Origin of the sequence: Marinobacter sp. F3R11, from assembly GCF_003318275.1 — a bacterium.
Taxonomy (GTDB): domain Bacteria; phylum Pseudomonadota; class Gammaproteobacteria; order Pseudomonadales; family Oleiphilaceae; genus Marinobacter.
The window spans coordinates 1-24,316 of the sequence record NZ_QOCH01000019.1; the positions used below are offsets into that span (position 1 = coordinate 1).

The following is a 24,316-nucleotide window of genomic DNA, read 5'->3' on the forward strand; positions in this document are numbered from 1 at the left end:
CATGTTTGCCTGTTAACGCCCGGCTTTGCGGCATGCCGCCGGCGCGTCCGACAACAGCCGCTTGTTAACCCCTTAGCTCAAGATCTTCTCGGATTACCTCTGGGTGGCGGAAAGCTATCTCGATGAGTGCTTTTGCCGGTCCGGAGGGTTTACGTCGACCTTGCTCCCACTCCTGCAGGGTACGCGGAGAAATATGCAGCACCTCAGCAAACTCTACCTGCGTCAAGCCAGTTTTGCCGCGGGCCTCTGCAACCTCGTTAGGCTCAACACGACTGACTCGTGCAACTTTGGCTGCTTTCATTTCTTTAACAGATTGGAGCAGCTTGTTACCAAGTTCCTCTGCACTCAGGGTCTCGTTAATCATTTTCCAGTACCTCACGAATCGACTTCAGGATATGCGCGGGTATGTTGTCCTTCACGGCTTTTTTGTAGATCACCAACAACCAGATCTCACCATTAGCCAACCTGGTGAAGTAGATGACTCGCACCCCTCCACGCTTCCCTGAACCCGCCACCGACCAACGAACTTTTCTACACCCGCCACTGCCTGGAATGGGATCGCCAATTTCCGGGTTGGCTGCCAACCAGGCGAAGAAGGAATTCCGTTCCTCCTCAGTCCAGATTTTTCTGGCATCTGCTTCGAATGTTGGGGTTTCGATGATAGTAAACATGACGACCAATATACGTCATTGACGGACTTTTGCAAGATGGGTGGCTGGAAGGGTTAACGCTAACGTTTAGCGGCGCCCATGTAGCGCAGCGAAGTGGGCGTCCGGTGTAGGGCCGGAGGCCCGGAACGAACTACAATAGATTGTTAAAACTTTTAGATCAGCACAACCGCAAGTAGACCAACATTCCGACGGGAACCGTAAAGATAAAGTACAGGGTAAGACGAAGCCAATCCCTCGTACTAGTCCAGATAAACATGGGCAAAAAAAGGTAAATGCCCACACCAAAATAAAAAAACCACCCGAGAACTACTATGTCTACGACCCTTGCGACCAAATCGTTTCTAGTGGCAGCGTAGGAAAGAATCGCAACCGCACAAATTGCGGTAACTATGTAAATACCTCTCGCCCAGAGGCAGAAAACTCTATCTGCTGTATCGCTCATCTAAACTTTTAACAGCTAATTCAACGACAAATGACATTTATCCCCACGCGTCTATTTCCCAGCACGGCATCTGTTACCCATAAATTTTTTCTTTGTTATCAAAAAACTACCTACCCTAAAAGGTAGTCCGTCTGGAAATAAGCGTCAATTGTCGGGTTTCCCCAAAAATATCCGTTCGCTTATCTTCAATCACTAATCAGTAACTATTTTATATTTTTCATAGGGTTGTAAGGCTCCCTCCTTCAAAACCATGCGTTTTTGCGACAGTTGTCGTATATCTCCGTTTTTCGCCGTGCAATTACGGCGACCAGCACTCAAAATACTGTATATAAAAACAGCATGGAGGCTGAGATTATGATCATGGATATACCACCGAAACTTCCAGACAACCCCATCCGCTTTCATGGAATGCGGCACCCCTCCACCTGCTCAACAAAGGAGGTAGAGCAGTTTTTGTCGCATCTCGCAGTCCAGCGCAATAACAGCGTGAGCACACAACGAACTGCACTGAATGCCATCGTTTTCCTTTTTCGGGAGTTCCTGGAACAGCCGCTGGAGGAGTTGTCATTTGAAATGGCAAGAAAACCGCAGCGCTTGCCCACAGTTTTTACTCATGAAGAAACCAGGGCTGTGATAGGCCACCTGAAAGGCTCACATCAACTGGTAGCCCGCTTGATGTACGGATCTGGTCTGCGTGTTAACGAAGCCTTGAGGCTTAGGGTAAATATACCCATGCATTCGTAAAGGCGGGTTTTGGCGTGCGCAGTCCTGTCGATGACGGTTTCTAACTTTCCCAATTACTCGCAGGTATCCGTTTCACATGAATATGGCTGATCAGCCGGACTGTGGGGCGAATCAGGAACTGGAAACTACCAATGATGAACATCCAGATGGCCATCCTCTCATACTCGGGATACAGGAACAGGATGCTCCCCAAAAGAAACCAGATAGCGATAAAGAAATCGTTGATAATGCTGATCACCTCGTATCGGCGGCGAATGATCAGTTCTTCATGCCCCAGCCTCAGGGTCAAGGGGTTATCGGTACTGTCTTCAACCATAATAAATCCTGTTCCTGTCATGTAAGTGTGGAAATCGGTTTCCACCGGTGCCTGATGTCCGGCCGCCCTGAAAATCAGGCCCCTCGCTCTAAGGCAAAACCCAGAGAAACAAAGATAACTATTGACACTTTTGCTCTCCGTACATAATATACGCGCCGCTTCCTTTGGTGAAGCGATGGCAAGGTAGCTCAGTTGGTTAGAGCACAGCACTCATAATGCTGGGGTCGGCGGTTCAACTCCGCCCCTTGCTACCAATATTTAAAAAGGCCGCGATTCACGTCGCGGCCTTTTTTCCTTTTCGGGCACGAAAATCTCCCAACGCCCCCTTGCGGAGAACCCTCATGAGATCCACCGGAGACAGAATCCGGCAAGCAGTTTCCTTTGAAGTGATAGGATTGCTCACTTCCGTCCCTCTTGCAGCTTTTGCATTCGGCTTTTCTCTCGAAAAAACGGGTGTGCTCGGGCTGATAGGCGCCACCCTGGCCACCACATGGAACTACATTTTCAATCTGGGCTTTGACCACGTATTGAAGCGATTAACCGGATCAACGCGAAAGACGCTGAAACACCGCCTCATCCACGCGTTCAGCTTTGAGCTTGGCCTGTTAATGGCATTTCTTCCAATTATTGCCTGGTGGATGGGTATCGGGTTGCTGGAAGCGCTTTTGGTCGATGTTTCGTTCGCGCTGTTTTATCTGGTGTACACCTTCGTATTCACCTGGAGTTACGACACCATCTTCCCGGACACAGCGGAACCAAAGAACAAACCATCGCTGGAGCCTGAGGCCCGCAGATAATTGACACGGGCTCCGGGAGAATTTCCGGCACCAGCCGTCTTCCCCGAAAGTATATTATCTTCAGGCATGTATCGATTGCACACCGATCTAAACCCCTTCAGATCTATATGGCATACTGATGCCCGAAACCAACAACACCAACTGCCCACTCGCAAGGAAGTTACCATGAAATTCGAGACGCTCGCCCTCCACGCCGGCTTCAAAGGCGATCCGACTACCAAGGCGGCTACCACACCAATTTACCAGACCACTTCATACACGTTTGATGACACCCAGCACGGTGCAGACCTGTTTGATCTGAAGGTTGCGGGCAACATCTATACCCGGATCATGAACCCGACCAACTCAGTGCTTGAAGAGCGCATGGCCGCGATTGAAGGCGGTGTGGGAGCGCTTGCAGTTGCCTCCGGCATGTCGGCCATTACCTATGCCCTGCAAGCCATCTGCCGGGTTGGTAACAACATTATCAGCACCAGCCAGTTGTATGGCGGCACCTACAACCTGTTCGCTCACTCTCTGCCAAACCAGGGCATTGAGTGCAGGATGGTTCGCCATGATGATTTCGATGCTATCGACAAGGCCATTGACGACCAGACCCGCGCGTTGTTCTGCGAATCTATTGGTAACCCTGCTGGCAATGTTGTCGATATTGCACGCTGGGCCGAGATTGCCCATAAGCACGGGATTCCGCTGATTGTAGATAACACCGTCGCTACACCTTATCTGTGTCGCCCCTTCGAACACGGCGCAGATATTGTCGTGCACTCACTTACCAAGTACATCGGCGGCCACGGTACCACCGTAGCGGGATGTATTGTGGATTCGGGCAAGTTCGACTGGAAGGCCAACGGCGACAGGTTCCCGATGATGAATGAGCCGGACCCGTCCTATCACGGCGTGGTTTACACCGAAGCTCTGGGCGCTGCGGCGTTTATTGGCCGCTGCCGCGTTGTGCCGCTGCGTAACACCGGCGCCGCTCTTTCACCATTCAACTCATTCCTGATCATGCAAGGCCTGGAAACTCTGGGGCTGCGCATGGAGCGCCACTGCGAGAACGCCGAGAAAGTTGCCAACTTCCTGCAGAATCACCCGGCAGTGGAATGGGTAAACTACGCAGCCCTGGCGAACAGTCCGTACAAGGCCACCTGTGAGAAGATCTGTGGCGGTAAAGCCTCCGGCATCCTGAGCTTCGGCATCAAAGGTGGCCTTGAAGCCGGCGCCAAGTTCATTGACGCACTGAACCTGATCTACCGTCTGGTGAACATTGGCGATGCCAAGTCCCTGGCTTGCCATCCGGCAACCACAACTCACCGCCAACTGAACCCGGAAGAACTCAAAAGCGCGGGCGTCAGCGAAGATCTGGTGCGTTTGTCGATCGGCATTGAGCATGTAGACGACATACTGGCTGACATATCTCAAGCTCTGGAAAAAGCCCAGGCTTGATTGTTCTCAACCGGATACGACGAACGTCGTATCCGGTTTCCTGCCCGTCCCTTTTACTACCCCGTGATTGCCCTTACCCGCCTTGTAACTGCTTCCCCAGCCGATTATTCTCTAGGGTTCCCCTTATTCTTAATGAGAGTCTGGCTGCAATGAGCGAAAGCGCAAAGCCCCGTGTCACCAGTGGTTCCAAATTCCGCAATGAGCATGGTTTTTCGGCTATCAAGGATGGCGTCAAGCGCTCGGCAAATCAGGAACCCGTACCGGTCGAACGCAAGCCTGAATGGCTGAGAGCGCGGATGCCAGGTGGCGAACGCTATGAAGCCGTACGCAAGAACGTCAGCGAGCACAGGGTAAGCACTGTATGCCAGGAATCTCACTGCCCCAACATAGGTGAGTGCTGGGCTGCAGGCACCGCGACCATTATGGTTTTAGGTTCGGTCTGCACCCGGGCCTGTCGTTTCTGTGCAGTAGATACAGGCAACCCCAATGGCTGGCTGGACAAAGATGAGCCAGAAAACACCGCGAAATCCGTCGAGCTTATGGGGCTGCGCTACATCGTGCTTACCTCCGTTGACCGGGATGATCTGGATGATGGCGGCGCCGCCCATTACGCAGCCTGTGTCTCAGCGATCAAGCAACGCACACCCGAAGTCGCAGTTGAAGCACTGACTCCGGACTTTGATGCCGTTATGTCCGATGTCGAAAAGGTACTTGATTCCGGCCTTGAAGTGTTCGCCCAGAATGTGGAAACCGTGGAACGTCTGACACGCCGCGTTCGTGATCCCCGCGCCGGGTATAGAAAGACTCTCAGTGTGCTGAAACATGCCAAACAATACCGCCCCGATGTGCTCACCAAAACCAGCCTGATGCTGGGTCTGGGTGAAACCGAGGAGGAAATACTGGCTACTATGGATGACCTTCGCGCAATCGGAGTGGACATTCTCACTCTTGGCCAATACCTGCGCCCGACCCCCAATCACCTGCCTGTAGAGAAATACGTAACTCCGGAAGACTTCAACAGGTATCGCGAGATTGGCCTCGAAAAAGGCTTTATGGAAGTACCCTCAGGCCCTATGGTTCGCTCCAGCTACCGGGCAGACCGGGTGTTTGACAAGAATAATCTGGGGCTTTCGGTACCCAGCGTACCTACTTCTAACGCTATGCAGATCCCGGTAAAAGCTGTCGACTAACCGGCCCTAAAATGCCCGGCCAGGAATGCCGCCCCGCAATAACCCTGTGAGACGGCACAGTAACAGTCAGGCAACCAGGTAACTTACTGACCCTGCTGCATCATCTGGCGTTGCTGTTGCATTTGCTGACGCATCTGCTGCATTCTCTTATCCAGTTCGTCACGTTGTTCCTGAGTGAACACGCTGTCTACTCTGGCCTGCATCAATGCTGAAAGGGCTGCAATTTCGCCGGTTACATCACCCAGGTCATCACCGTATTCACGAATCGCGTCTTCGTCATAGTCTGCTTTTATTTCGCCCTGCAACTGCTCTTGCAGTGCACGCGCTTCTTCGCGCAGCGTACCAATCTCACCCTGCATTGAATCGAGAATGCCGCGTATCTCTTTTTGCTGTCCCTCAGAAAGCCCCACCATCTGAGCCAACTGGGCAACCTGATCCGGCTGACCGCCCGCTGCTTGCTGCGCCAATGCCGGTGCCGACAGACTCAATGCGACAAGAGCTGTACCGAACAGTTTTGCGAGCTTCATAGAAATCTCCGTCAATAATTTGGTTTTGGGTAACTCACTGGATTTACACCCTAAAGCATCACGCCCCTGATTTTCACCCCGATACCCCTTCATTTTGTACACGTTGTGAACCATGCCACCCCTTAGCCCGCCACTGGAGCGCATTGAAACAAATGTGAAAGTTTGGTCATTCCCCTTCATAATGGCGCGATTCAAACATCACCCGAGTATCAAGAGAGTATCAAGATGGCTATTAACTGGTTTCCGGGGCATATGCATAAAGCCCGCAAGGAAATCAAAAAGATCATGCCCCAGATGGACCTCATCATTGAGGTGCTGGACGCGCGCATTCCCTTCAGCAGCGAAAATCCGCTGGTGCCCGCTCTGCGTGGTGACACCCCTCTGATCAGGGTCCTTAACAAACGCGACCTGGCTGATCCTGAAATCACCTCCCAATGGCAGACCTGGCTGGAGAAAGAGCGCGGTGTAAGAACCATCACACTCACCCGCAACCAGCGTGGGGAAGCTCTGGACATACTGCGTCTGGCCAGTGAAATGACACCGGACCACGATCGTCAGAAGAGCGCTCTGCGCGTCATGATTCTGGGGATACCTAACGTTGGTAAATCTACGCTGATCAACACCCTGGCCGGGCGCCCGGCAGCAAAAACAGGCAACGAACCCGCGGTGACCAAATCGCAACAAACCATCAAGTTGCCGGACAACATTCTGCTTTACGATACACCGGGCTTCCTTTGGCCGAAGCTTTCACCTGAAGCATGCGGCTATCGGCTGGCGATCACTGGAGCCATCCGCAGTGCGGTTCTGGATTTTGAAGACATTGCTTTATTTGAGGCCGAATATTTACATGAGGCCTATCCCGAACTGGTGAAAGCCCGCTATGGCTTTGACGAACTGCCAGCAGATGGGTTGGCCGTAATGGACGGAATTGCGGCCAAACGCCGTTTTCTGGGCCGAGGCGGCGTACCCGACCTGAACAAGGTCGCTGAAGTACTGCTCAATGAGTTCCGCGCAGGTACTCTCGGGCGGATATCCCTGGAGACTCCAGCTATGGTAGAACGCGAAATGCAGGAAGCCGCTGCTGCCGAAGCTGAAAATGAGTCTAAACTTGCAGAAAAGAAGGCTGCGTCCAAAGCATCCCGCTCTGGCCGCCGCCCATAAGGAGAACAGCATGAGACGAGTCGTCGTCACAGGCATGGGCATCGTTTCCTGTCTCGGAAACTCTCTTGACGAGGTTTACGCAAGCCTCAAAAACGGAACCTCAGGTATCCGCTTCAATGAAACCTATAAAGAGATGGGGTTTCGAAGCCAGGTTTCCGGATCCCCGGCGGTTGATACAACCGTTATTGATCGCAAAATGAGGCGATTCATGGGGCCGTCCGCCATGTACAGCTATCTCGCCATGGAACAGGCAATTGCCCAGTCGGGCCTGAGCGAAGATCAGATTTCAAACGATCGCACAGGGCTGATTGCGGGTTCCGGTGGTTCATCCTGCTCGAGCCAGGTTGAAGCAACCGATATCATGCGGGCAAAAGGCGTCAAGCGAATCGGGCCATACATGGTACCCCGCATCATGACCAGCACGGTTTCTGCCTGTCTGGCCACTGCATACAAGATTCGCGGAGTGAACTACTCAATGTCCTCTGCCTGCGCCACCAGCGCACACTGCATCGGTCATGCCATGGAGCAGATTCAGAACGGCAAGCAGGATATCGTATTTGCCGGTGGCGGTGAGGAAGAAGACTGGAGCCTCACAATGATGTTTGATGCCATGGGCGCACTTTCCACCAAGTACAACGACGCGCCGGAAACTGCATCACGCCCATTCGATTCCGGACGTGATGGCTTCGTAATCGCCGGCGGCGGCGGTATGGTCGTACTGGAAGAGCTTGAACACGCGCAAAAGCGCGGAGCCAACATTATCGCGGAGCTTACTGGCTACGGTGCCACGTCGGATGGCTATGACATGGTTGCGCCCTCAGGTGAAGGTGCTCAGCGCTGCATGAAGCAGGCAATGGCTACCATTCGCGGCAAGATTGATTACATCAATGCCCACGGGACCAGCACTCCTGTAGGCGATCTGGCCGAGATGGGTGCTGTTCAGAAAACCTTCGGTACCGATATTCCCGCTATTTCATCGACCAAGTCTCTCTCCGGCCACTCTCTCGGAGCCGCTGGTGTTCACGAGGCCATATATTCCCTGCTGATGCTGCAGCATGGTTTTATTGCCGGCACCGCCAATCTTGACTCAGTAGATGAGGCCATCGGAAATATGCCTCTGGTGGGGCCTCAGAGCCGGGAGGCGGCACTTGAAACTGTTATGTCCAACAGTTTTGGCTTTGGAGGAACAAACGCCTCCCTGGTGTTTGAGAAGCTGTCAGACTAAAGGCCATCCAGGCGGGGCCGGCTACATGGTCCTGCCTTTTATTTCTGCTATATGCACATATCCTTAAGTTTGGTCATTGGCAAACCGGCTTCCGCGTATTAAAGTAGCGATTTGACTTGCATCAATTTGGACGGACTATAAGCGATGGCACGAGCAATTAATTTCCGTCAAGTTCCTTCCCCGCTGAAAGCGTCCTGCCACCAGTGCAGCCTGAGCAACCTGTGTTTGCCTCTCGCCATTCAGGATAACGACCTGGACAGCCTGGAAGATATCGTTCAGCAAGGCCGCATTTATAATCGCGGTGAACATATTTTTGATCAGAGCACTCCATTCCGTTCCTGCTTTGCCGTGAAAAGCGGCTCCGTCAAAACATCGATTATTACTGAAGGCGGAGAAGAACAGGTCACAGGGTTCTTTATGCCCGGTGAACTTGTGGGGCTGGACAGCATGAGTGGCGAATCCTACGCCTGCACAGCCAAGGCTCTTGAACGCACCAGCGTATGCGAGTTCCCGGTAGACAAACTGGAAGAGCTCACCGGGAAACTACCGGAATTGCAGCATCACATGTATCACCTGATGAGCCAGGAAATCCAGAATAGCCACCAGCTCGCGATGCTGTTAAGCAAAAATACAGCCGAGGAACGCATTGCATCCCTGCTTCTTTCGCTATCCAGTCGCTTCCAGCGTCGGCGCATGTCACCTACAAACTTCAGCCTGCCAATGGCCAGAAATGACATTGCCAACTTTCTGGGACTAGCTGTTGAAACCGTCAGCCGTGTTTTTACACGCTTCCAGAATCAGGGCATCATCAAGGCCAGAGGCCGTGAAGTGGAACTGCTGGATATTGAAGCCTTACAGATGGTAACCAGAGATTTTTCACGCCAGGGCTGCCAGCAATAAACTGCCTTGCCTGAACCGGCCGGATTTATCCGGCCGGCTTTATGGCAGGGAGCCGCTTCTCCTCGCCCCTGATCATTGCCAGCTCATCTACCAGCCCCGAACGCCAGGGAACCTGTTTGATACCAAAAGTATTGCGGAGCTTTGTACAGATCAGCGCAGTATTCGGCGGCTCCAGAGCACCCCATTCCGGCATGTCATCAATCACATGAAGGTCCTCAGGAATACCGGGTAACCCCGCAATCGCAAGACCCAGCTCATACATGCTGATGACCTCCGCTCCCGCATGCTGGTAGGTTCCCCATACCTCTGCACCACAATCCAGCTGCTGTATAACGGCGGTCATTACCCTGGCCAGATCTCTCACTGCAACAGGTTGCCCTACACAGCGCCCCGGCAGCAATAACGCCTCATCAGAGGCAGTACTGGCCCTGACCTTCCGGATAAAACGACTCAGGCTCCAGCCGGTACGCAAAATGATGTGCCGGGGCAGAAGTGTGCGTAGCGCCTGCTCACATTCCCATTGCCAGTTGCCCAGCTGATTGACAGGCTGTCCGGGGTTTGAGGATATATAACCACTCTGTTTGCGACCATCAAACACGTAACAGGATGATAGCTGGAACAAAGCCATACCTCTGTCACGAGCAAACTCTGCGATAGCTACCGGCAAAGAAAAGGCCGCTTTTTGTGTACCCTCTGGATCGTTTTCAGCGGCCTCAGGATCTGCCAGCCACAACGCATTGACGATAAGATCCGTGTCTTCCGGAATCCAGTTTTCGAGCGCGCTCAGATTTGCACTTGCAGGATCGCTGATCAGCAAGGGACTGACATGCAGAGATGTCTCCCGAAGCAACTCAAGCAAAATTTTCCCTAAGGGACCGTAATCGTGAACAACAAGTACATGCACTAGAGCTCAATGCCTCCGGATATTACTGATATGAGGTGCTTCGGAACCCCATCAGAACAATGGATTCCCGTATGTTAAATATAAATGCGAGGCACTCTGCCGGTAATACCTGTCAGCAGTTCGTAAGAGATCGTACCTGCACAGGCTGCAACCTCATCAACGCCAACCGTTTTACCCCAAAGCTCAACTCTATCGCCTTCACTGGCGCCCGGCGCATTGCTCAGGTCTACCGCCAGCATATCCATGGAGACCCTGCCAATCAGCCGGATTCTCTGGCCGTCGATAGCCGCAGGCGTACCCGTTCCGGCGTGGCGGGGATAGCCATCCGCATAACCAATCGCCACCATACCCATACGGGTATCGCGCTCAGCCACCCAGGCGCGGCCATAACCCACGGCGTCACCGGCTCTGACTATCCTTGTGGCGATGAGTGGCGCCTCAAGACTCATAACAGGCTCAAGCCCCAGCTCCGGGCCTGTCTTGCCCACGACTGGTGACCCACCATAAAGCATGATTCCAGGGCGACTCCAGTCAAACAGTGGCTGACCAGAGATAAAATGGGCCGCTGAATTCCCCAGGCTTTTCATCAGGCCGGGCCAGGCCGATGTTGCCGTTTCAAAAACGGCCGTCTGAGAGGCAGTCATTGTACTGTCAGTATCATCAGCGCAGGCAAAGTGGCTGACAAACCCCAGAAGCCGGCTGCCTGCACCAGTCTTTTCCAGATGCGTCATCACCGCGGGCAGGTTATCAGGCCAAAAGCCCAGGCGATTCATGCCGGTGTTAACTTTCAGCCAGAACCAGGGCATAGCGCCCCCCTGCTCCAGCCATTCAAGTTGGCGTTCGTTGTGCAGTACTGGCTCAAAGTTGCTTCGCTCACAGTCAGCGAAATCATCCCTGGCATGCACACCCTGAAGCAGCACCACCGGCTGCATCACCCCTGACTCACGGATAGCCTGTGCCTCTTCAATGCAGGCAACCGCATACTTGGGCGCAACATCCGCCAAAGCCGACGCCACCTGCACGATGCCATGACCATAACCGTCAGCTTTTACAACAGCCATAGCTTTCGCACTACCTGCACGCTCAGCAGCTATGCAGTAATTGCGCCTTAGCGCCGCCAGATCAATACAGGCAGCCGTGCTACGCGGCATCAGTATTCACCACCGTAATCCCCGTAGTCTCCGTGCGCCAGATCCTCAAACTTGGTGTATTTACCAATGAATGCAAGACGAACCGTACCTATGGGGCCATTACGCTGTTTACCAATTATAATTTCGGCCACACCCTTGTCCTGGGTATCCTCGTTATAAACCTCATCACGGTATACGAACATAATAACGTCTGCATCCTGCTCGATCGCACCGGATTCACGCAAGTCAGAGTTGATCGGACGCTTGTTCGGACGCTGCTCCAGGCTCCGGTTAAGCTGAGAAAGAGCAACCACAGGGCAGCTGAGTTCTTTGGCAATGCCCTTCAGGGACCGGGAGATTTCCGAAATTTCCGCTGTCCGGCCTTCCGTATTACCCGGCACTCGCATCAACTGCAGGTAATCCACCATGATCAGACCGATTTTACCGTCATTCTCACGGGCAATACGGCGGGCGCGGGAGCGTAGCTCGGTTGGGCTGAGGCCAGGAGTGTCATCAATATACAAAGGCTTGTCTTTAAGCAGGCTTACCGCAGAAGTCAGCCGGGGCCAGTCGTCTTCTTCCAGCTTGCCACCACGAACCTTACTTTGGTCGATACGCCCAAGGGAAGAAAGCATACGCATGGCAAGCGCATCTGCAGGCATCTCCATACTGAACACCAGAACCGGCGTGCCAGTGCTTATAAGCGCATTCTCGACAATATTCATTGCGAAGGTGGTTTTACCCATGGAGGGCCGGCCTGCAACGATGATGAGGTCTGCCGGTTGCATACCGGAAGTCTGTTCATCAAGATCCCTGAATCCTGTAGTCAGGCCCGTTGTCTGCTCGCCGGACTCAAACAGCTCTTCAATGCGGCTCAGGGTTTTGGTCAGGATAGGATTAATAGACTGAGGGCCAGAACCCTCTTTCACTCTGGATTCCGCAATCTGAAATACGTTGCGTTCGGCCTCGTCCAGAATTTCGTTGCTGTTGCGCCCCAGGGGATTGAACGCCGAGTCTGAAATCTTGCCTGACACTTCAACAAGCTGCCTCAGAATCGACCGCTCGCGAACGATCTCCGCATAGGCCCTGATGTTGGCTGCGCCGGGTGTCTTCTCGGCCAGCTCCGCCAGATAAGACAAACCGCCAGCATCCTCGATATCCCCCGCCCGCTCCAGAAATTCAGCCAGGGTGACTACGTCGAGTGGCTCATTCTCACTGGCCAGGCGCTCGACAGCGCCGAAAATCAACCGATGATCCTGACGATAGAAATCACCTGCCGAGATGATCTCGGTGATTTCATCAAATCGGCGGTTATCCAGCATCAGACCACCCAGCACCGCCTGCTCCGCTTCAACGGAATGGGGAGGAACCTTGATTCGACTGGTTTCGGGATCAGTATTCGCAGGTTTCAGGTTAGGCTTGGCCATGAAAACATCTTCAGTTAAACATCATAACCACGACAGTGTATGTGGAAAGTCGCAGCAATGGGAGGGGATTTGATGCTAACAGCATACCAGAAAGCAACAGGCCCGAAAGCCGTATAAAAACGGTTCGGGCCTGTTGCTTTGGATCGCGATGAACTCCGAAGTGATCACCGCAAGCCACCAGCGCGTTACAGAGAACCGGGGGAGCCCGGCTCTGCTTTCAGAGAAAACAGATTACTCGGCAACAACCGCCAGCTTAACAGTCACTTCAACATCAGAGTGCAGGTGAAGCTCGATTTCATACTCACCAATAGACCGCAGAGGGCCTTCAGGAAGACGAACTTCGCTCTTCTCAACTTCAGTACCCGCAGCAGTAATTACGTCTGAGATATCGCGAACACCGATAGATCCGAACAGCTTGCCTTCATCACCAGCTTTTGAGGTGACTGTGAAGGACGCACCTTCCAGAGCCTCTGCGCGGGACTGAGCTGCTGCCAGCTTCTCGGCTGCAGCTTTTTCAAGCTCAGCGCGGCGCTCTTCGAACGCTTTCAGGTTTGCTTCAGTGGCAGGCGCTGCCTTGCCATACGGAAGCAGGTAATTACGGCCGTATCCGGCTTTAACATTTACCTTGTCACCCAGGGTACCAAGGTTTTCAACTTTCTCGAGCAGAATAACTTCCATCTCGTTAACCTCTTCGTGCTTTATTCAGCCGGCCCGGCAGGCTTTATTCGCCCCCGGATATCCAGCCAGCTATCCACAAAAGCCAGAACCACTAACAGAATCATCAGGCTTGGGCCCAGAAGCACCAGGGCAATGTAAAACATTACCAGCCACTGCGCGCTCAGTTTTTTACGCCCCACAATGCCATGAATCAGCCCCAGACCCGCCAAAAACAGCGGCGTTCCTGCTACCCAGACCAGCAACATGGAATTCAGCCCAAGAAACGGGCCTACAACCATTGTGGCGGCGAAGACTACAGCAATAGCAGGTGACAACCTCAGAGCGTGGAATTCCGAACGGAACCCGCCGGGATTGTACAATCCCGCCTGCCACGACCTTGCCAGCATTGTCATGCCTATGCCGGCTGTCAGATAACTGCCTGCCATACTGGCGTTCATTGTGTCCCGTATAACCGCCTCGAGGTCTCCCCCCAACGAACGGGCCACTTCAGCATTGTACTGTTCGTAAAAACTGACCCCGGCGCGAACGAGTTCGTCCAGCAAGCCGGGATAGATCACAGGCAAAAGCAGCCCTGTAACTATCGCCAGAAAGCTCCCTCCGAGAAGGGCTCTTTCCCAGGATAGTGTTGTTCTGAGCAGCGACGCCATCAGCATCACCTGCAACAGTACTGCAAGAGCTGTCGGATCATTGCCCAACACACCCCAGCCAAGCGCAGGCAGCAATGCCCAGAGACCTACTGTAAGCCCCTGGCTGATGCCGAGCCTGAGAATAACCAGGCCGACAACTGCTGCGCCAATCCAGAACAACAAGGGTACGGCAGTTGTGACTGCTGCTACCCCGCTAGCCTGCAGGGGACCGCGCATTACAAATTGTGCCAGTGCACGCATGGTCCCAAATCCTGTGTTTCTGTTACTTAGTTATCGTGGCTGTCCGAGTACGGCAGCAGTGCCAGGTAGCGGGCACGCTTGATAGCGGTTGCCAGCTGACGCTGATAACGTGCTTTGGTGCCGGTGATACGGCTGGGCACGATTTTGCCGGTTTCAGTGATGTAGCCTTTCAGGGTGTCCAGATCCTTGTAATCGATCTCTTTAACACCTTCTGCCGTGAAGCGGCAGAATTTACGACGTCTGAAAAAACGAGCCATAACGTAACTCCTCAACTCCGGTTAATTACTCTTCTTCGTCCTGGGCTTCAGCTTTCTGGCTGTCGTCTTGACGGTCATCAGAAGATTCAGCTGAACGGCGCGGGCGATCATCTCCGCCAGAACGACGGTCCTCACGGGACTCAGCGGCTTTCATCGGAGAGATATCAGCAACAGCTTCATCGCGACGCAGAATCAGGTCGCGGATGATGGCATCGTTGAACCGGAAGTTGTGAGTCAGCTCGTCCATTGCTGCCTGTGAACATTCAACGTTCATCAGCACATAGTGAGCTTTGTGAATCTTGTTGATCGGGTATGCCAAATGACGACGGCCCCAATCTTCCAGGCGATGTACCTTGCCGCCATCTTCAGTGATGACACCGGTATAACGCTCGATCATTGCGGGCACCTGCTCGCTCTGATCCGGGTGTACCATAAATACGATTTCGTAGTGACGCATGAGTTCTCCCTACGGTTTGAACAGCTTCCTTTTTTCCCGGACTGGCCGAGAAGCATGAAAGCAAGGAGGTGGCAGCCGAAGCCGCCGTTTTTTTTACTTTATAGATAAGGCTTTACAAAAAAGACACTATCAAAAGCGAGGCGTTGCGGACCTGATTAACGGCAATACAAAACCTCCCCCTTCAAAAAGGGGTGACGTATTCTAGGTGTACAAAGGCTTCTGTGCAAGAGTTAACCAAGACGCTGTCGCAAGGCTTCGTACAAACAGACCCCCGTGGCGACGGAAACATTGAGGCTGTCCACATGCCCCAGCATGGGAATATTAACAAGCTGATCACAGTGTTCCCGTGTAAGCCGGCGCATACCTGTACCTTCAGCTCCCATAACCAGAGCGACCGGACCTTTGAAGTCAGCCTGATACAAGGTGGCATCCGCCTCACCGGCAGTGCCAATCAGCCACACACCCTGATCCTTGATCGTACGAAGAAAGCGCGCCAGATTAGTCACGCGCACAAAGGGAACCGTTTCAGCAGCGCCACAGGCAACTTTCCGCGCTACCGCAGTCAAGGAAGCTGACTTGTCTTTAGGGGCTATAACCGCCTGAATTCCAACGGCGTCACAGGTACGCATGCAGGCCCCCAGGTTATGGGGATCAGTTACACCATCGAGTACCAGCAGAAAAGGCGGCTTATCGCTCGCTGCAAGATGGGTAAGAAGATCGTCTTCTGTCCACTCCTGGCTTTCACTGACCGCCGCGACAACCCCCTGATGAACACCGGAAACACGCGCATCCAGCTCCCGGCGATGGACCACAGCCCACCGAACCCCAAGCTCATCAAGAGTATCGGTAATGGTTTTTACTCGCTTATCCTGCCGGCCAGTCTGAATCCAGACCTGCTGCAACCTTCCCGGCTCACGCTTCAGAACGGCCTCGACCGCATGCCAGCCAAATACAAATTCTTCGGACACTGATTCGACTTCCTGTTATTTGTCTGTCTTGCGTGCTTTTCGCGGCTTGCTGGCACCAGAAGGCTTACCCGGGCTTTTCTTCGGTTTTTTACCTGCCTCCCGGGCGGCCTCAGCAACTAACTGAGCTTTCGCACTGGCTGGCTTGCCTGCCTTGCGGGGTGTTTTCGTTTTTGCAGACTTGTCCGCACCCGGCGCGCCATCCCGGCCGCGCCCTTTACCAGCACGCTTTCCATTTTTCCCGCGGCCCTCGCGCTTGGGCACATCAAGTGCGTCGCGGTCAGCCTGACGCCGTTTCGGCGTGCTGATCAGCTCCAGATCAATCTTGCGATCCTCCATGCCAACCCGCATCACACGAACACGCACCTCATCTCCCAGACGGAAGCTGACTGCCGTCCGCTCGCCAATCAGACGATGCTTCGCTGAGTCATGATGGAAGTAATCGCCGCTGAGTGTAGAAATATGAACCAGACCTTCGATATACACATCAGCAAGCTCGACAAAAAACCCGAAAGGCACAACCGCTGCGATCACGCCGTCATACTCTTCCCCGACATGAGCACTGAGGAACTCACACTTGAGCCATGCCATTACATCTCGGGTAGCGTCATCAGCCCGACGCTCTGTCATGGAAACATGCTCACCGAACTGCTGCATTCGGGCATAGTCGTAGGGGTACACGGCCAACTCCGGATCAGATACAGCCGGAGCCACAACATCCTTCGTCGCTTCGGGGCCATGAATCCGGGACTTGATTGCGCGATGCACAATCAGATCCGGGTAACGACGAATCGGCGATGTAAAGTGGGCATAACTTGGAAAACCAAGGCCAAAGTGACCACTCTCTTCCGGACTGTAAACCGCCTGACTCAGGGAGCGCAGCATGACAGTCTGAATCACATTTGCATCAGGCCTGTCTGCTATCTGGGATAGCAACGCCTGATAATCTGCCGATGTTGGCTTGTCACCACCACCCAACTGCAAACCAAGTTCACCCAGGAACAGCCGCACCGAATTGAGCCGCTCTTCAGATGGGCCATCGTGCACCCGGTAAAGCGCAGGTATCTTATGTTTTTTGAGGAAGCGTGCAGCGGCCACGTTAGCGCAGAGCATGCATTCTTCAACAATCTTGTGGGCATCATTACGATGAACCGGAACAATTTCTTCTATTTTGCGTTCAGCATCGAAGATTATTCGTGTTTCGGTGGTTTCAAAGTCAATAGCACCACGCTCTGTACGCGCCTTGCGCAACAACTTATACAGGTCATACAGATTGTGCAGATGCGGCAGCACGTCGGCATATTGGGCCGACAGCCGATAACCAGGCTCCGAATCCGGCCGTTCCAGCATGTCACTGACCTTGTTATAGGTCAGGCGGGCATGACTGCGCATTACGGCCTGATAAAAGGTGTATCCACTGATGTTACCCGCGGCACTGATGGTCATATCAGCCACCATGCACAAGCGATCAACATCCGGATTCAGAGAACAGAGCCCATTGGACAGCTTCTCGGGAAGCATGGGTACCACGTGATCCGGGAAATACACCGAATTGCCGCGGCGCAACGCCTCTTCATCGAGGGGAGAACCCGCGCGCACATAATGGGATACATCGGCTATTGCCACAACCAGACGGTAGGCACCGCGACCACGAGGCTCACAATAGATCGCATCATCAAAATCCCGGGCCGTCTCGCCATCAATCGTGACCAGCCGCATATTGCGGATATCCACCCGGTCCTTCTTATCCTTCTCTTCAACCTCGGCAGGAATCGCTGCCGCCTGGATACCTACTTCGGTAGGCCATTCATGAGGAATGTCGTATGAGCGGATAGCTACATCGATTTCCATCCCCGGCGCCATGTGCTCACCCAGAATCTCAACAACCTTGCCCGTTGGCTGGGTACGGACAGTGGGCTGACGCAGGATATCCACAACAACATACTGGCCGTGCTGCGCCCCACCTGCGTGCTCTTCAGGTATCAACACTTCGTGGTTGATTCGCGCATTCTCAGGCACTACAAAAGCGATACCGCTTTCTTTGAAAAAACGACCGACTGTCTGCTGCGTATTATGTTCAGTAACATCGACGATAACACCTTCGCGGCGGCCACGATCATCAACCCGGTCTACCCGTGCAACCACCCGATCGCCGTGAAACACCTGCCGCATCTGCCGGGCGGTGAGAAACAGGTCAGACCCGCCGTCATCCGGCACCAGAAAGCCGAAGCCATCTTTATGACCAACGACCCGGCCACTGACCAGATCAGCCTCTTCGATCGGCAGATATGCATCGCGACGATTACAGACAAGCTGACCATCCCGGCACATGGCAATCAAACGGCGCCTCAGCGCCTCAATACCTTCCGGAGAGGTTTGACCGAGCTCTGAACACAGTGTTTCGTGTGTGGCTGGCGCTCCCCGCTCTTTAAGATGCGCGAGTATATATTCCCGACTCTGAATCGGGTTCTCATAATTCTGAGCCTCACGACCAGCGTGAGGATCTTTGTGTTTTTTATTCCTGGAAACCATTCGGATCCTTGTTCAATACTGCGCCACAGCGGCGCCGTTCACATTCATTTGCAACATAGTATACGTTGGTAACGATAGACTGCCTAACAACCCACCATTTATAAGCACAAATACCTGCAGGCCATTTACTGAAAAAGTGTTTGACAGCCCCAGCGGGAATTATTAAAGTACGCGCCAACAGATGAGGCAACAAGTCATCTTTGGCAGAAGTGCCCAGTTTTCAACAAACTAAGGGTAAACCTGCAAATCACCTGCCGAGGTGGTGAAATTGGTAGACACGCTAGCTTCAGGTGCTAGTGGGGGCAACCCCGTGGAGGTTCAAGTCCTCTCCTCGGCACCATTTCTCTTTCTGAGAAATGGAGATACCCAAAACACCTTCCCCCAGAAAAGATACCCTTCCGAAGTCAGAACGAAGTGCCCTTTAACCGGCGACTAACGCACTTTCTTCAGCGCCTGATGCAAGTGTTGCAGCAGATCATCGCTTACCAATGGTTTATTTACCAGATCGCTCGCCCCGGCACTCAATACCAAATCCGCGATAGTAGTGTTTAACCTGCTTACCATCACCAAAACAGGCGGCATTATGGGTTTTGCGCGAAGGCGCTTCAAAAATTCCAGAATACCGACACCGCCTAATTCAGCTTCTACGATAATGCAACTGTCTGGAGTGACCTGGCTAGCCGCGAAGTCCAGATAACTCTGAGCATCCTTGAAGCTGGTCACTGTAACGCCCATGGTGCCGAGCAGTGCTGAAAGCCCTTCGCGGACAGCGGAATCCTGATCAATTACAGAGACAGTTGAGAAATCCTCTTGCGCATTCATTTTCTTGCTCTGAAAACCTTATCAATAACAGTGTGAACTGAACGGCCTTTACCCCTCAACTCGGGATGTCCCGTAGGGTCCTGCGGCCTACTGCAGAACTGTCAGTTTCCGGCCGTAATTATCCCGGGAAGTCCCTGATGGTCTCTGATTCAATTTTTACACGCACCAATTGCGCCAGCGTTCGAACCCCCAGTTTTTTCATCACTTGCGAGCGGTGAACTTCGACCGTTCTCTCACTGATACCCAGATCAAAACCAATTGCCTTGTTCATATCGCCTTCGGCTACCCGGAAAAACACCTCACGTTCGCGCTCGGTCAAAGCAGCAATCCTGTCTATAGCATGCTGGTGCGTATTCTTGCGTTCGCGTCGGCCAGCCTCAAATTCCAAGGCGTCATTAATACGGTCCAGCAGATCCTGTTCCCTGAAGGGTTTGCGGATGAAATCCAAGGCTCCACGACGCATGGCCTCTACTGCCATCGGAATATCGCCGTGGCCCGTGATGAAGATAATCGGAATCCGTGACCCCAACTCGTTGAGCTTCACCTGTAAGTCCAGCCCGGTCATTCGGGGCATACGGATATCAAGCAGAAGACAACCACTTTTACTTTCTGTGTAAGCGTCGAGAAATTCAACGGCTGATTCGTAGAGTTCAAACTGCAGATCCACCGTCGCGAGCAAAAGAGCGAGCCCCTCCCGAATACCTTCATCATCATCAACGATGAAAACGGTCTGCTGCTGGTTCATGGTCTTCTCCTTGCAGAGCTAAAGGCAATGTAAACGAAAAAATCGCACCAAAACGCTCACGATTCTCATAATTGATGTGGCCACCATGGGCAGTCACAATTGACTTGCTGATCGACAAGCCTATACCCATACCGGATGTTTTCGTGGTAGAAAAAGGGGTAAAGATACTGTCGACTATGGCGTCAGCAACGCCTCCGCCGCTGTCGATTACGGCAACCTCAACGGTATCCGCTTCGAGTAAGCGCGTCTGCAGTCGAATGACGTTGCCGTGCCTGCAATTCTCAGCCCGCATCGCTTCCATGCCGTTGCGAAGTAGATTTAGTGCAACCTGCTGGATTTGTATGCTATCTACAGAGGCCGGTAACCGTTTATCTTCCAGCTGAGTCACAACTTCAATGTCGCGAATGCGTGCTTCCGCTTCAGCAAGACTCGCCACTTCTCGCATCAACCCATTGCAGTCCACTATTTCAAACTGTGAGAAATGCTGGCGTGACATAGATTGAATACGCTTGATAATCGAACCGGCTCGCTGAGTGTGCGCACTGAGCTTGTCGAATATTTCGGGCAGTTTCTCCGGCTTTCCACTTGCGTAAAGCCGCTTTCCAACCTGGGAAAATAACGATATTGCCGTGAGCGGCTGGTTGAGCTCGTGCGCTATACCAGATGTCATTTCTCCAAGCATATTCAGCCTGCTCACGTGCGCCAGCTTTTCCAGATGATCTTTCGCCTCCTGCTCCGCCTTATACTGAGAGGACATGTCCCATACAAGACACACAAACTGGCGTTGCATCGGGTGCTGCAGGCCAGCTACCGACACCTGCACAGGAAACAGAGATCCATCCTTGCGCCGAAGCTTCATTTCACGACGGTCAACCAGATACTTCAAACTTCCTGTTTCATTGAAGTAGCGTATATATTCCCGATGTTCATCGAGATAACTGTCCGGTATCAGACGTGCCATTGACATACCGACAGCCTCCGCCGCCTCATAGCCGAACATTGCTTCGGCCTCCTGATTGAAACCCTTGATACCGTCATCGGCACCGATATTGATAATGGCTTCCTGGGCCGCGCCGAGGACTGACTCAGAATAAGCCTGCGCCTCAATGAGCCTGGACTCGGTGTGCTTTCGGTCAGTAATATCAGTGATGAAACCCTCAAGCATCAGCTCACCATCATCTGCGTCAGCTAATGCAGCCCCGCGCTCCCATACCCACCGCGTAACGCCCGCACCAACAAGGATGCGATACTCCATATCAAAAGGTGCGTGACTGCTAACCGCGCAATTTACCTGTTCGGTCACCCGAGCTCTGTCCTCCGGGTGAATAAGCTCCCCCCACAACACGCGCTTTCGTTCCAGGTCAGCCTTATCAAAACCACATAGCTCCTTACAGCCGTTGCTGACAAACTCCATCGGCCAGGGATAGTCCAGCGCTCCTCGATAGGACATCCCAGGAAGACTATTGAACAGGACTTCCAACTGTTGTGATGCATCAAGCAACTCGCGAGCCCACTGCCGGTTAGTGATGCCAGTCATAACAACCGGGTACACGAAAGCACTCAGCAATATGCCTGTAACAAGTAATGTGTAGGAAAACCAGGCATGGGTCCTGGCGATATAGGATGCAGATGGCACTATGTGAATCTGCCATTGCTGGTCGGCGACGCTATACGAAAGTTCCCGCCCCCACTTCTCGCTGGCTAACGCCATTCCATGGCCAGACGAATAAATCGTTTGGTTGTCCACTGAAATTTCTATGTAGTGGTTGCCGGAGCGAACTGGTGCCAGCAATGTCTCCAACCAACCTTCGAACTCCAGTACCCCAGCCATCAGGCCGTCAAAGCCATCGTGAACGAAGGTGGGTACAAGGAACACCATTCCCTGTTTGCCCCCAACCAGTTGGGTGGGTGGCGATGCTGCCACTCCGGCACTCCGAGCCTTCTCTACCATTGCCAGAGCAACAGGATCTTCATTCAGGCTGAGGCCCACAACTGACTCATTGCCGGAAATGGGCTCAACCCAGCGAACGTGCAGGGAGCGGTCTATACGCTCGACCGCCCGGAGTCCCGGATGGGCCCCAAAAACACTCCGTGCATCAGCCATCCAGATAGATCGGTCAGCTCCCCCCATACTTCGCCACCGCTGTGCCAGACCTTTCAATACAGCAATTCGCTCTTCAAGATCCTGCTCAATCAGCACCCTGACACTAACCGCCATCGCATTGGAAGTCCTTTCGATATGCGCCTGGCCCTGCCTTTCCAGAATGCCCCAGACCAGCAGAACAGTACCCAGGCAAACCATACTGGCAAATGTCGCAAGCCAGCGTTTTGCACGAATAGTTTCGGATATGTCCGGGGCGAAAAATTTCTTCGGTGGTTGGGTCACGGTCATGTAGCCATCTGTCTAGTTATGCACTGCTTTACAGAGCAAACCACATACCTGACAGATGACGTGCAATAACTGTTGTCGGGTCCGGGCAGTTCGCATCTACCTTATAAACCGCTATTCCAATGCAGGCTTAAGAACCCGATGCGCATTAAACCAGAGTGTAGTAGTGAGGATGTTCTCCGTCTATTGTGGCTGGCCACATCTCGTAGCCAGGCTTATGCGCTGGACTGCGCACGCTGGGTCCAGCAAAGGGACAGCCACAGGCAATTACGGGACTTCCCTGATACCTCCACCCGCACCGCTGCGAGCACACTTCAGGAATTATCGCAGCCGGATGGCGCGGACGTGAACGTGCATCAGGTGCCCGACGGAGCCTCATCCGGCTGCTTACCCACGGATATTGGAATCTGAAAGGAGACAGGGTTGTGAAAATAGAACGACATGGTCTTTCGATTGGCATTGAAAGGGTTGGAAGCAAATTCTTTTTAAGCCTCAAAGCCGTGGGCAAGCTCAACCACGAGGATTACACCACCATCACACCAATGATTGATTCGGCGCTTGAGGGCGTGAAAAACCCCAGAATAAACACTTTTTTTGATGCGTCAGAACTTGAGGGATGGGAGCTGAGAGCGGCGTGGGATGATTTTAAAATCGGGCTTAAACATGGCGACAAATTCGACAAGGTTGCCATCTTCGGCGGGAAAAAGTGGCTGGAGCATACATCAAAAATTGCCTCGTGGTTTGTTTCTGGTGAAGTCAAATATTTTGACGATATGACCGATGCATTTAACTGGCTCCAGTCGTGATTCACGGGTGCTAAGCTATTGAGCTCCTCCCGATTCACTCCATATTCGGGCGCTACGTAAGCTATCGTGACCCACATGATGCCGGCACCCAACATGACGGGTTTTGATTTACGTAGCTGGGTTTTCTCTTCCGTAATCACAAAAAGATATGAAACGAAAAACACCAATAAGCAGAATGTGGCCAATACCAGAGTAAGCAACACCCACAATTCGTTGTTGGCGTTGCCAGTGTTGTACGTGCACTGCGATGTGGATAAATGTTGATTCCGGAACAAGGGCAGCACCGTAGAAAAAGGGAAGATCTCTCCCAAACTCGACGACTTATACCATTGCAAAACAGGAGTAATTAAAATGGCTTTACACAGATGACCAAATTTCACTTTTAGGGCAGGCGAGCGATCATACACTTATAGGTAATATGGTCAGCAGAGCCCTTTGACCACGGCTCAAAATGCCCGCGCAACAATCTCTTTCATGATTTCATTGGTTCCACCGTAAATGCGCTGAACACGTGAGTCTGCCCAGGCACGGGCAATCGGATATTCCCACATATAGCCATAACCACCATGTAACTGAACACATTCATCCATTACCCGGCATTGTAGATCTGTCGTGTACTGCTTCAGCATTGCAGCAGTTGGTATATCGAGTTTCTTCTCCAGATGGAGTTCCAGACAACGATCCGTGAACACTCGGGCAGCGGTGATCTCGGCCTTCATCTCAGCCATTTTGAAGCGGGTATTCTGGAACTTGATAACCGGTTTACCAAAGGCGTTGCGCTCTTTAACGTAGTCGAGCGTCCATTGCCATGCGGCTTCTGCCGCAGCAATTGCCGTGAGCCCGATCTGCAGACGCTCGGCGGGAAGTTCCTGCATCAACTGGAAGAAGCCCTGCCCTTCCA

The 24,316-nt window shown here is 52.9% G+C and carries 26 protein-coding genes and 2 tRNA genes; 11 read left to right on the top strand and 17 right to left on the bottom strand.

The genetic code is table 11. The features are described 5' to 3' along the window. Positions 1-64: 64 nt before the first annotated feature. Both DS878_RS15290 and DS878_RS15295 read right to left on the bottom strand, forming a co-directional pair. Positions 65-364, bottom strand: coding sequence for a helix-turn-helix domain-containing protein (locus DS878_RS15290; protein WP_113816869.1), 300 nt, complete (start codon positions 362-364; stop codon positions 65-67). Further along, positions 357-671, bottom strand: coding sequence for a transcriptional regulator (locus DS878_RS15295; RefSeq protein WP_113816870.1), 315 nt, complete (start codon positions 669-671; stop codon positions 357-359). Before DS878_RS15295 ends, DS878_RS15290 begins: the two co-directional genes overlap by 8 nt. A gap of 796 nt (positions 672-1,467) precedes the next feature. Between DS878_RS15295 and DS878_RS15300 the strand changes: the two genes are divergently transcribed. Beyond that, positions 1,468-1,857, top strand: coding sequence for a phage integrase N-terminal SAM-like domain-containing protein (locus DS878_RS15300; protein ID WP_261977946.1), 390 nt, complete (start codon positions 1,468-1,470; stop codon positions 1,855-1,857). Positions 1,858-1,897: 40 nt separating this feature from the next. Here DS878_RS15300 and DS878_RS15305 read toward each other — a convergent pair whose 3' ends face one another. Beyond that, positions 1,898-2,173: a YrhK family protein gene (locus tag DS878_RS15305; protein WP_113816872.1), complete on the bottom strand. Its 276-nt coding sequence runs from the start codon at positions 2,171-2,173 to the stop codon at positions 1,898-1,900. Positions 2,174-2,350: 177 nt separating this feature from the next. On the opposite strand from DS878_RS15305, the gene DS878_RS15310 reads away from it, so the two are divergent. From DS878_RS15310 to lipA, 4 genes are all read left to right on the top strand, one after another. Continuing rightward, a tRNA-Met gene (locus DS878_RS15310) sits at positions 2,351-2,427 on the top strand. A gap of 87 nt (positions 2,428-2,514) precedes the next feature. Beyond that, a complete protein-coding gene (locus DS878_RS15315; protein ID WP_113816873.1) occupies positions 2,515-2,970 on the top strand; it encodes a PACE efflux transporter in 456 nt (151 codons plus the stop codon). Positions 2,971-3,135: 165 nt separating this feature from the next. Continuing rightward, positions 3,136-4,413 (top strand): O-acetylhomoserine aminocarboxypropyltransferase/cysteine synthase family protein, encoded by a 1,278-nt coding sequence (locus tag DS878_RS15320; RefSeq protein ID WP_113816874.1) that lies wholly within the window; start codon positions 3,136-3,138, stop codon positions 4,411-4,413. 149 nt (positions 4,414-4,562) lie between these two features. After that, positions 4,563-5,603 carry a lipoyl synthase gene (gene lipA / locus DS878_RS15325; RefSeq protein ID WP_113816875.1) on the top strand — a complete coding sequence of 347 codons (1,041 nt, stop codon included), beginning with the start codon at positions 4,563-4,565 and terminating at the stop codon, positions 5,601-5,603. 83 nt (positions 5,604-5,686) lie between these two features. Here lipA and DS878_RS15330 read toward each other — a convergent pair whose 3' ends face one another. Continuing rightward, the gene (locus tag DS878_RS15330) at positions 5,687-6,130 is read right to left on the bottom strand and encodes a Spy/CpxP family protein refolding chaperone (RefSeq protein WP_187298820.1); all 444 of its coding nucleotides are present in this window, start codon (positions 6,128-6,130) and stop codon (positions 5,687-5,689) included. 225 nt (positions 6,131-6,355) lie between these two features. Between DS878_RS15330 and ylqF the strand changes: the two genes are divergently transcribed. The 3 genes from ylqF to fnr all read left to right on the top strand — a co-directional run bounded on the left by ylqF (position 6,356) and on the right by fnr (position 9,416). Then, entirely contained in the window at positions 6,356-7,291 is a 936-nt protein-coding gene (gene ylqF / locus DS878_RS15335; RefSeq protein ID WP_113816876.1) for a ribosome biogenesis GTPase YlqF, read from the top strand. A gap of 10 nt (positions 7,292-7,301) precedes the next feature. Continuing rightward, a complete protein-coding gene (fabB, locus tag DS878_RS15340) occupies positions 7,302-8,516 on the top strand; it encodes a beta-ketoacyl-ACP synthase I (RefSeq protein ID WP_113816877.1) in 1,215 nt (404 codons plus the stop codon). A 144-nt stretch (positions 8,517-8,660) separates the two neighbouring features. Continuing rightward, positions 8,661-9,416 carry a fumarate/nitrate reduction transcriptional regulator Fnr gene (fnr, locus tag DS878_RS15345; protein ID WP_113816878.1) on the top strand — a complete coding sequence of 252 codons (756 nt, stop codon included), beginning with the start codon at positions 8,661-8,663 and terminating at the stop codon, positions 9,414-9,416. 25 nt (positions 9,417-9,441) lie between these two features. Here the strand turns inward: fnr and DS878_RS15350 are convergent, their stop codons facing one another. The 9 genes from DS878_RS15350 to rnr form a co-directional block, all read right to left on the bottom strand. Continuing rightward, a complete protein-coding gene (locus DS878_RS15350) occupies positions 9,442-10,320 on the bottom strand; it encodes an SDR family oxidoreductase (RefSeq protein ID WP_113816879.1) in 879 nt (292 codons plus the stop codon). Positions 10,321-10,394: 74 nt separating this feature from the next. After that, on the bottom strand, positions 10,395-11,471 hold the full coding sequence (gene alr / locus DS878_RS15355) for an alanine racemase (protein WP_113816880.1): 1,077 nt from the start codon (positions 11,469-11,471) through the stop codon (positions 10,395-10,397). Further along, on the bottom strand, positions 11,471-12,877 hold the full coding sequence (dnaB, locus tag DS878_RS15360) for a replicative DNA helicase (RefSeq protein ID WP_113816881.1): 1,407 nt from the start codon (positions 12,875-12,877) through the stop codon (positions 11,471-11,473). Before dnaB ends, alr begins: the two co-directional genes overlap by 1 nt. A gap of 231 nt (positions 12,878-13,108) precedes the next feature. Further along, on the bottom strand, positions 13,109-13,555 hold the full coding sequence (gene rplI / locus DS878_RS15365; RefSeq protein WP_113816882.1) for a 50S ribosomal protein L9: 447 nt from the start codon (positions 13,553-13,555) through the stop codon (positions 13,109-13,111). 20 nt (positions 13,556-13,575) lie between these two features. Then, positions 13,576-14,442 carry a hypothetical protein gene (locus DS878_RS15370; RefSeq protein WP_113816883.1) on the bottom strand — a complete coding sequence of 289 codons (867 nt, stop codon included), beginning with the start codon at positions 14,440-14,442 and terminating at the stop codon, positions 13,576-13,578. Between the two features lie 26 nt (positions 14,443-14,468). After that, positions 14,469-14,699 carry a 30S ribosomal protein S18 gene (rpsR, locus tag DS878_RS15375; RefSeq protein WP_007154918.1) on the bottom strand — a complete coding sequence of 77 codons (231 nt, stop codon included), beginning with the start codon at positions 14,697-14,699 and terminating at the stop codon, positions 14,469-14,471. A 25-nt stretch (positions 14,700-14,724) separates the two neighbouring features. Further along, on the bottom strand, positions 14,725-15,156 hold the full coding sequence (rpsF, locus tag DS878_RS15380; protein ID WP_113816884.1) for a 30S ribosomal protein S6: 432 nt from the start codon (positions 15,154-15,156) through the stop codon (positions 14,725-14,727). 230 nt (positions 15,157-15,386) lie between these two features. Beyond that, positions 15,387-16,124, bottom strand: a complete 738-nt coding sequence (gene rlmB, locus DS878_RS15385) for a 23S rRNA (guanosine(2251)-2'-O)-methyltransferase RlmB (RefSeq protein WP_113816885.1) — start codon at positions 16,122-16,124, stop codon at positions 15,387-15,389. 15 nt (positions 16,125-16,139) lie between these two features. Continuing rightward, entirely contained in the window at positions 16,140-18,653 is a 2,514-nt protein-coding gene (gene rnr / locus DS878_RS15390; protein ID WP_113816886.1) for a ribonuclease R, read from the bottom strand. Positions 18,654-18,906: 253 nt separating this feature from the next. Here rnr and DS878_RS15395 point away from each other — a divergent pair. Then, positions 18,907-18,993, top strand: a tRNA-Leu gene (locus DS878_RS15395). A gap of 92 nt (positions 18,994-19,085) precedes the next feature. On the opposite strand, the gene DS878_RS15400 is transcribed toward DS878_RS15395, so the two are convergent. The 3 genes from DS878_RS15400 to DS878_RS15410 form a co-directional block, all read right to left on the bottom strand. After that, positions 19,086-19,475, bottom strand: coding sequence for a response regulator (locus DS878_RS15400; protein WP_113816887.1), 390 nt, complete (start codon positions 19,473-19,475; stop codon positions 19,086-19,088). A gap of 118 nt (positions 19,476-19,593) precedes the next feature. Further along, positions 19,594-20,220: a response regulator transcription factor gene (locus DS878_RS15405; protein ID WP_113816888.1), complete on the bottom strand. Its 627-nt coding sequence runs from the start codon at positions 20,218-20,220 to the stop codon at positions 19,594-19,596. Continuing rightward, entirely contained in the window at positions 20,189-22,612 is a 2,424-nt protein-coding gene (locus DS878_RS15410; protein WP_113816889.1) for a PAS domain S-box protein, read from the bottom strand. Before DS878_RS15410 ends, DS878_RS15405 begins: the two co-directional genes overlap by 32 nt. 138 nt (positions 22,613-22,750) lie before the next feature. On the opposite strand from DS878_RS15410, the gene DS878_RS15440 reads away from it, so the two are divergent. Further along, complete coding sequence (locus DS878_RS15440; protein WP_148707087.1) at positions 22,751-23,020, top strand: hypothetical protein; 270 nt, start codon at positions 22,751-22,753, stop codon at positions 23,018-23,020. A 14-nt stretch (positions 23,021-23,034) separates the two neighbouring features. Then, the gene (locus tag DS878_RS15415; RefSeq protein ID WP_113816890.1) at positions 23,035-23,415 is read left to right on the top strand and encodes an STAS/SEC14 domain-containing protein; all 381 of its coding nucleotides are present in this window, start codon (positions 23,035-23,037) and stop codon (positions 23,413-23,415) included. Positions 23,416-23,861: 446 nt separating this feature from the next. On the opposite strand, the gene DS878_RS15420 is transcribed toward DS878_RS15415, so the two are convergent. Further along, the coding region (locus tag DS878_RS15420; RefSeq protein WP_261977948.1) for an acyl-CoA dehydrogenase family protein at positions 23,862-24,316 on the bottom strand (455 nt) is incomplete at its 5' end.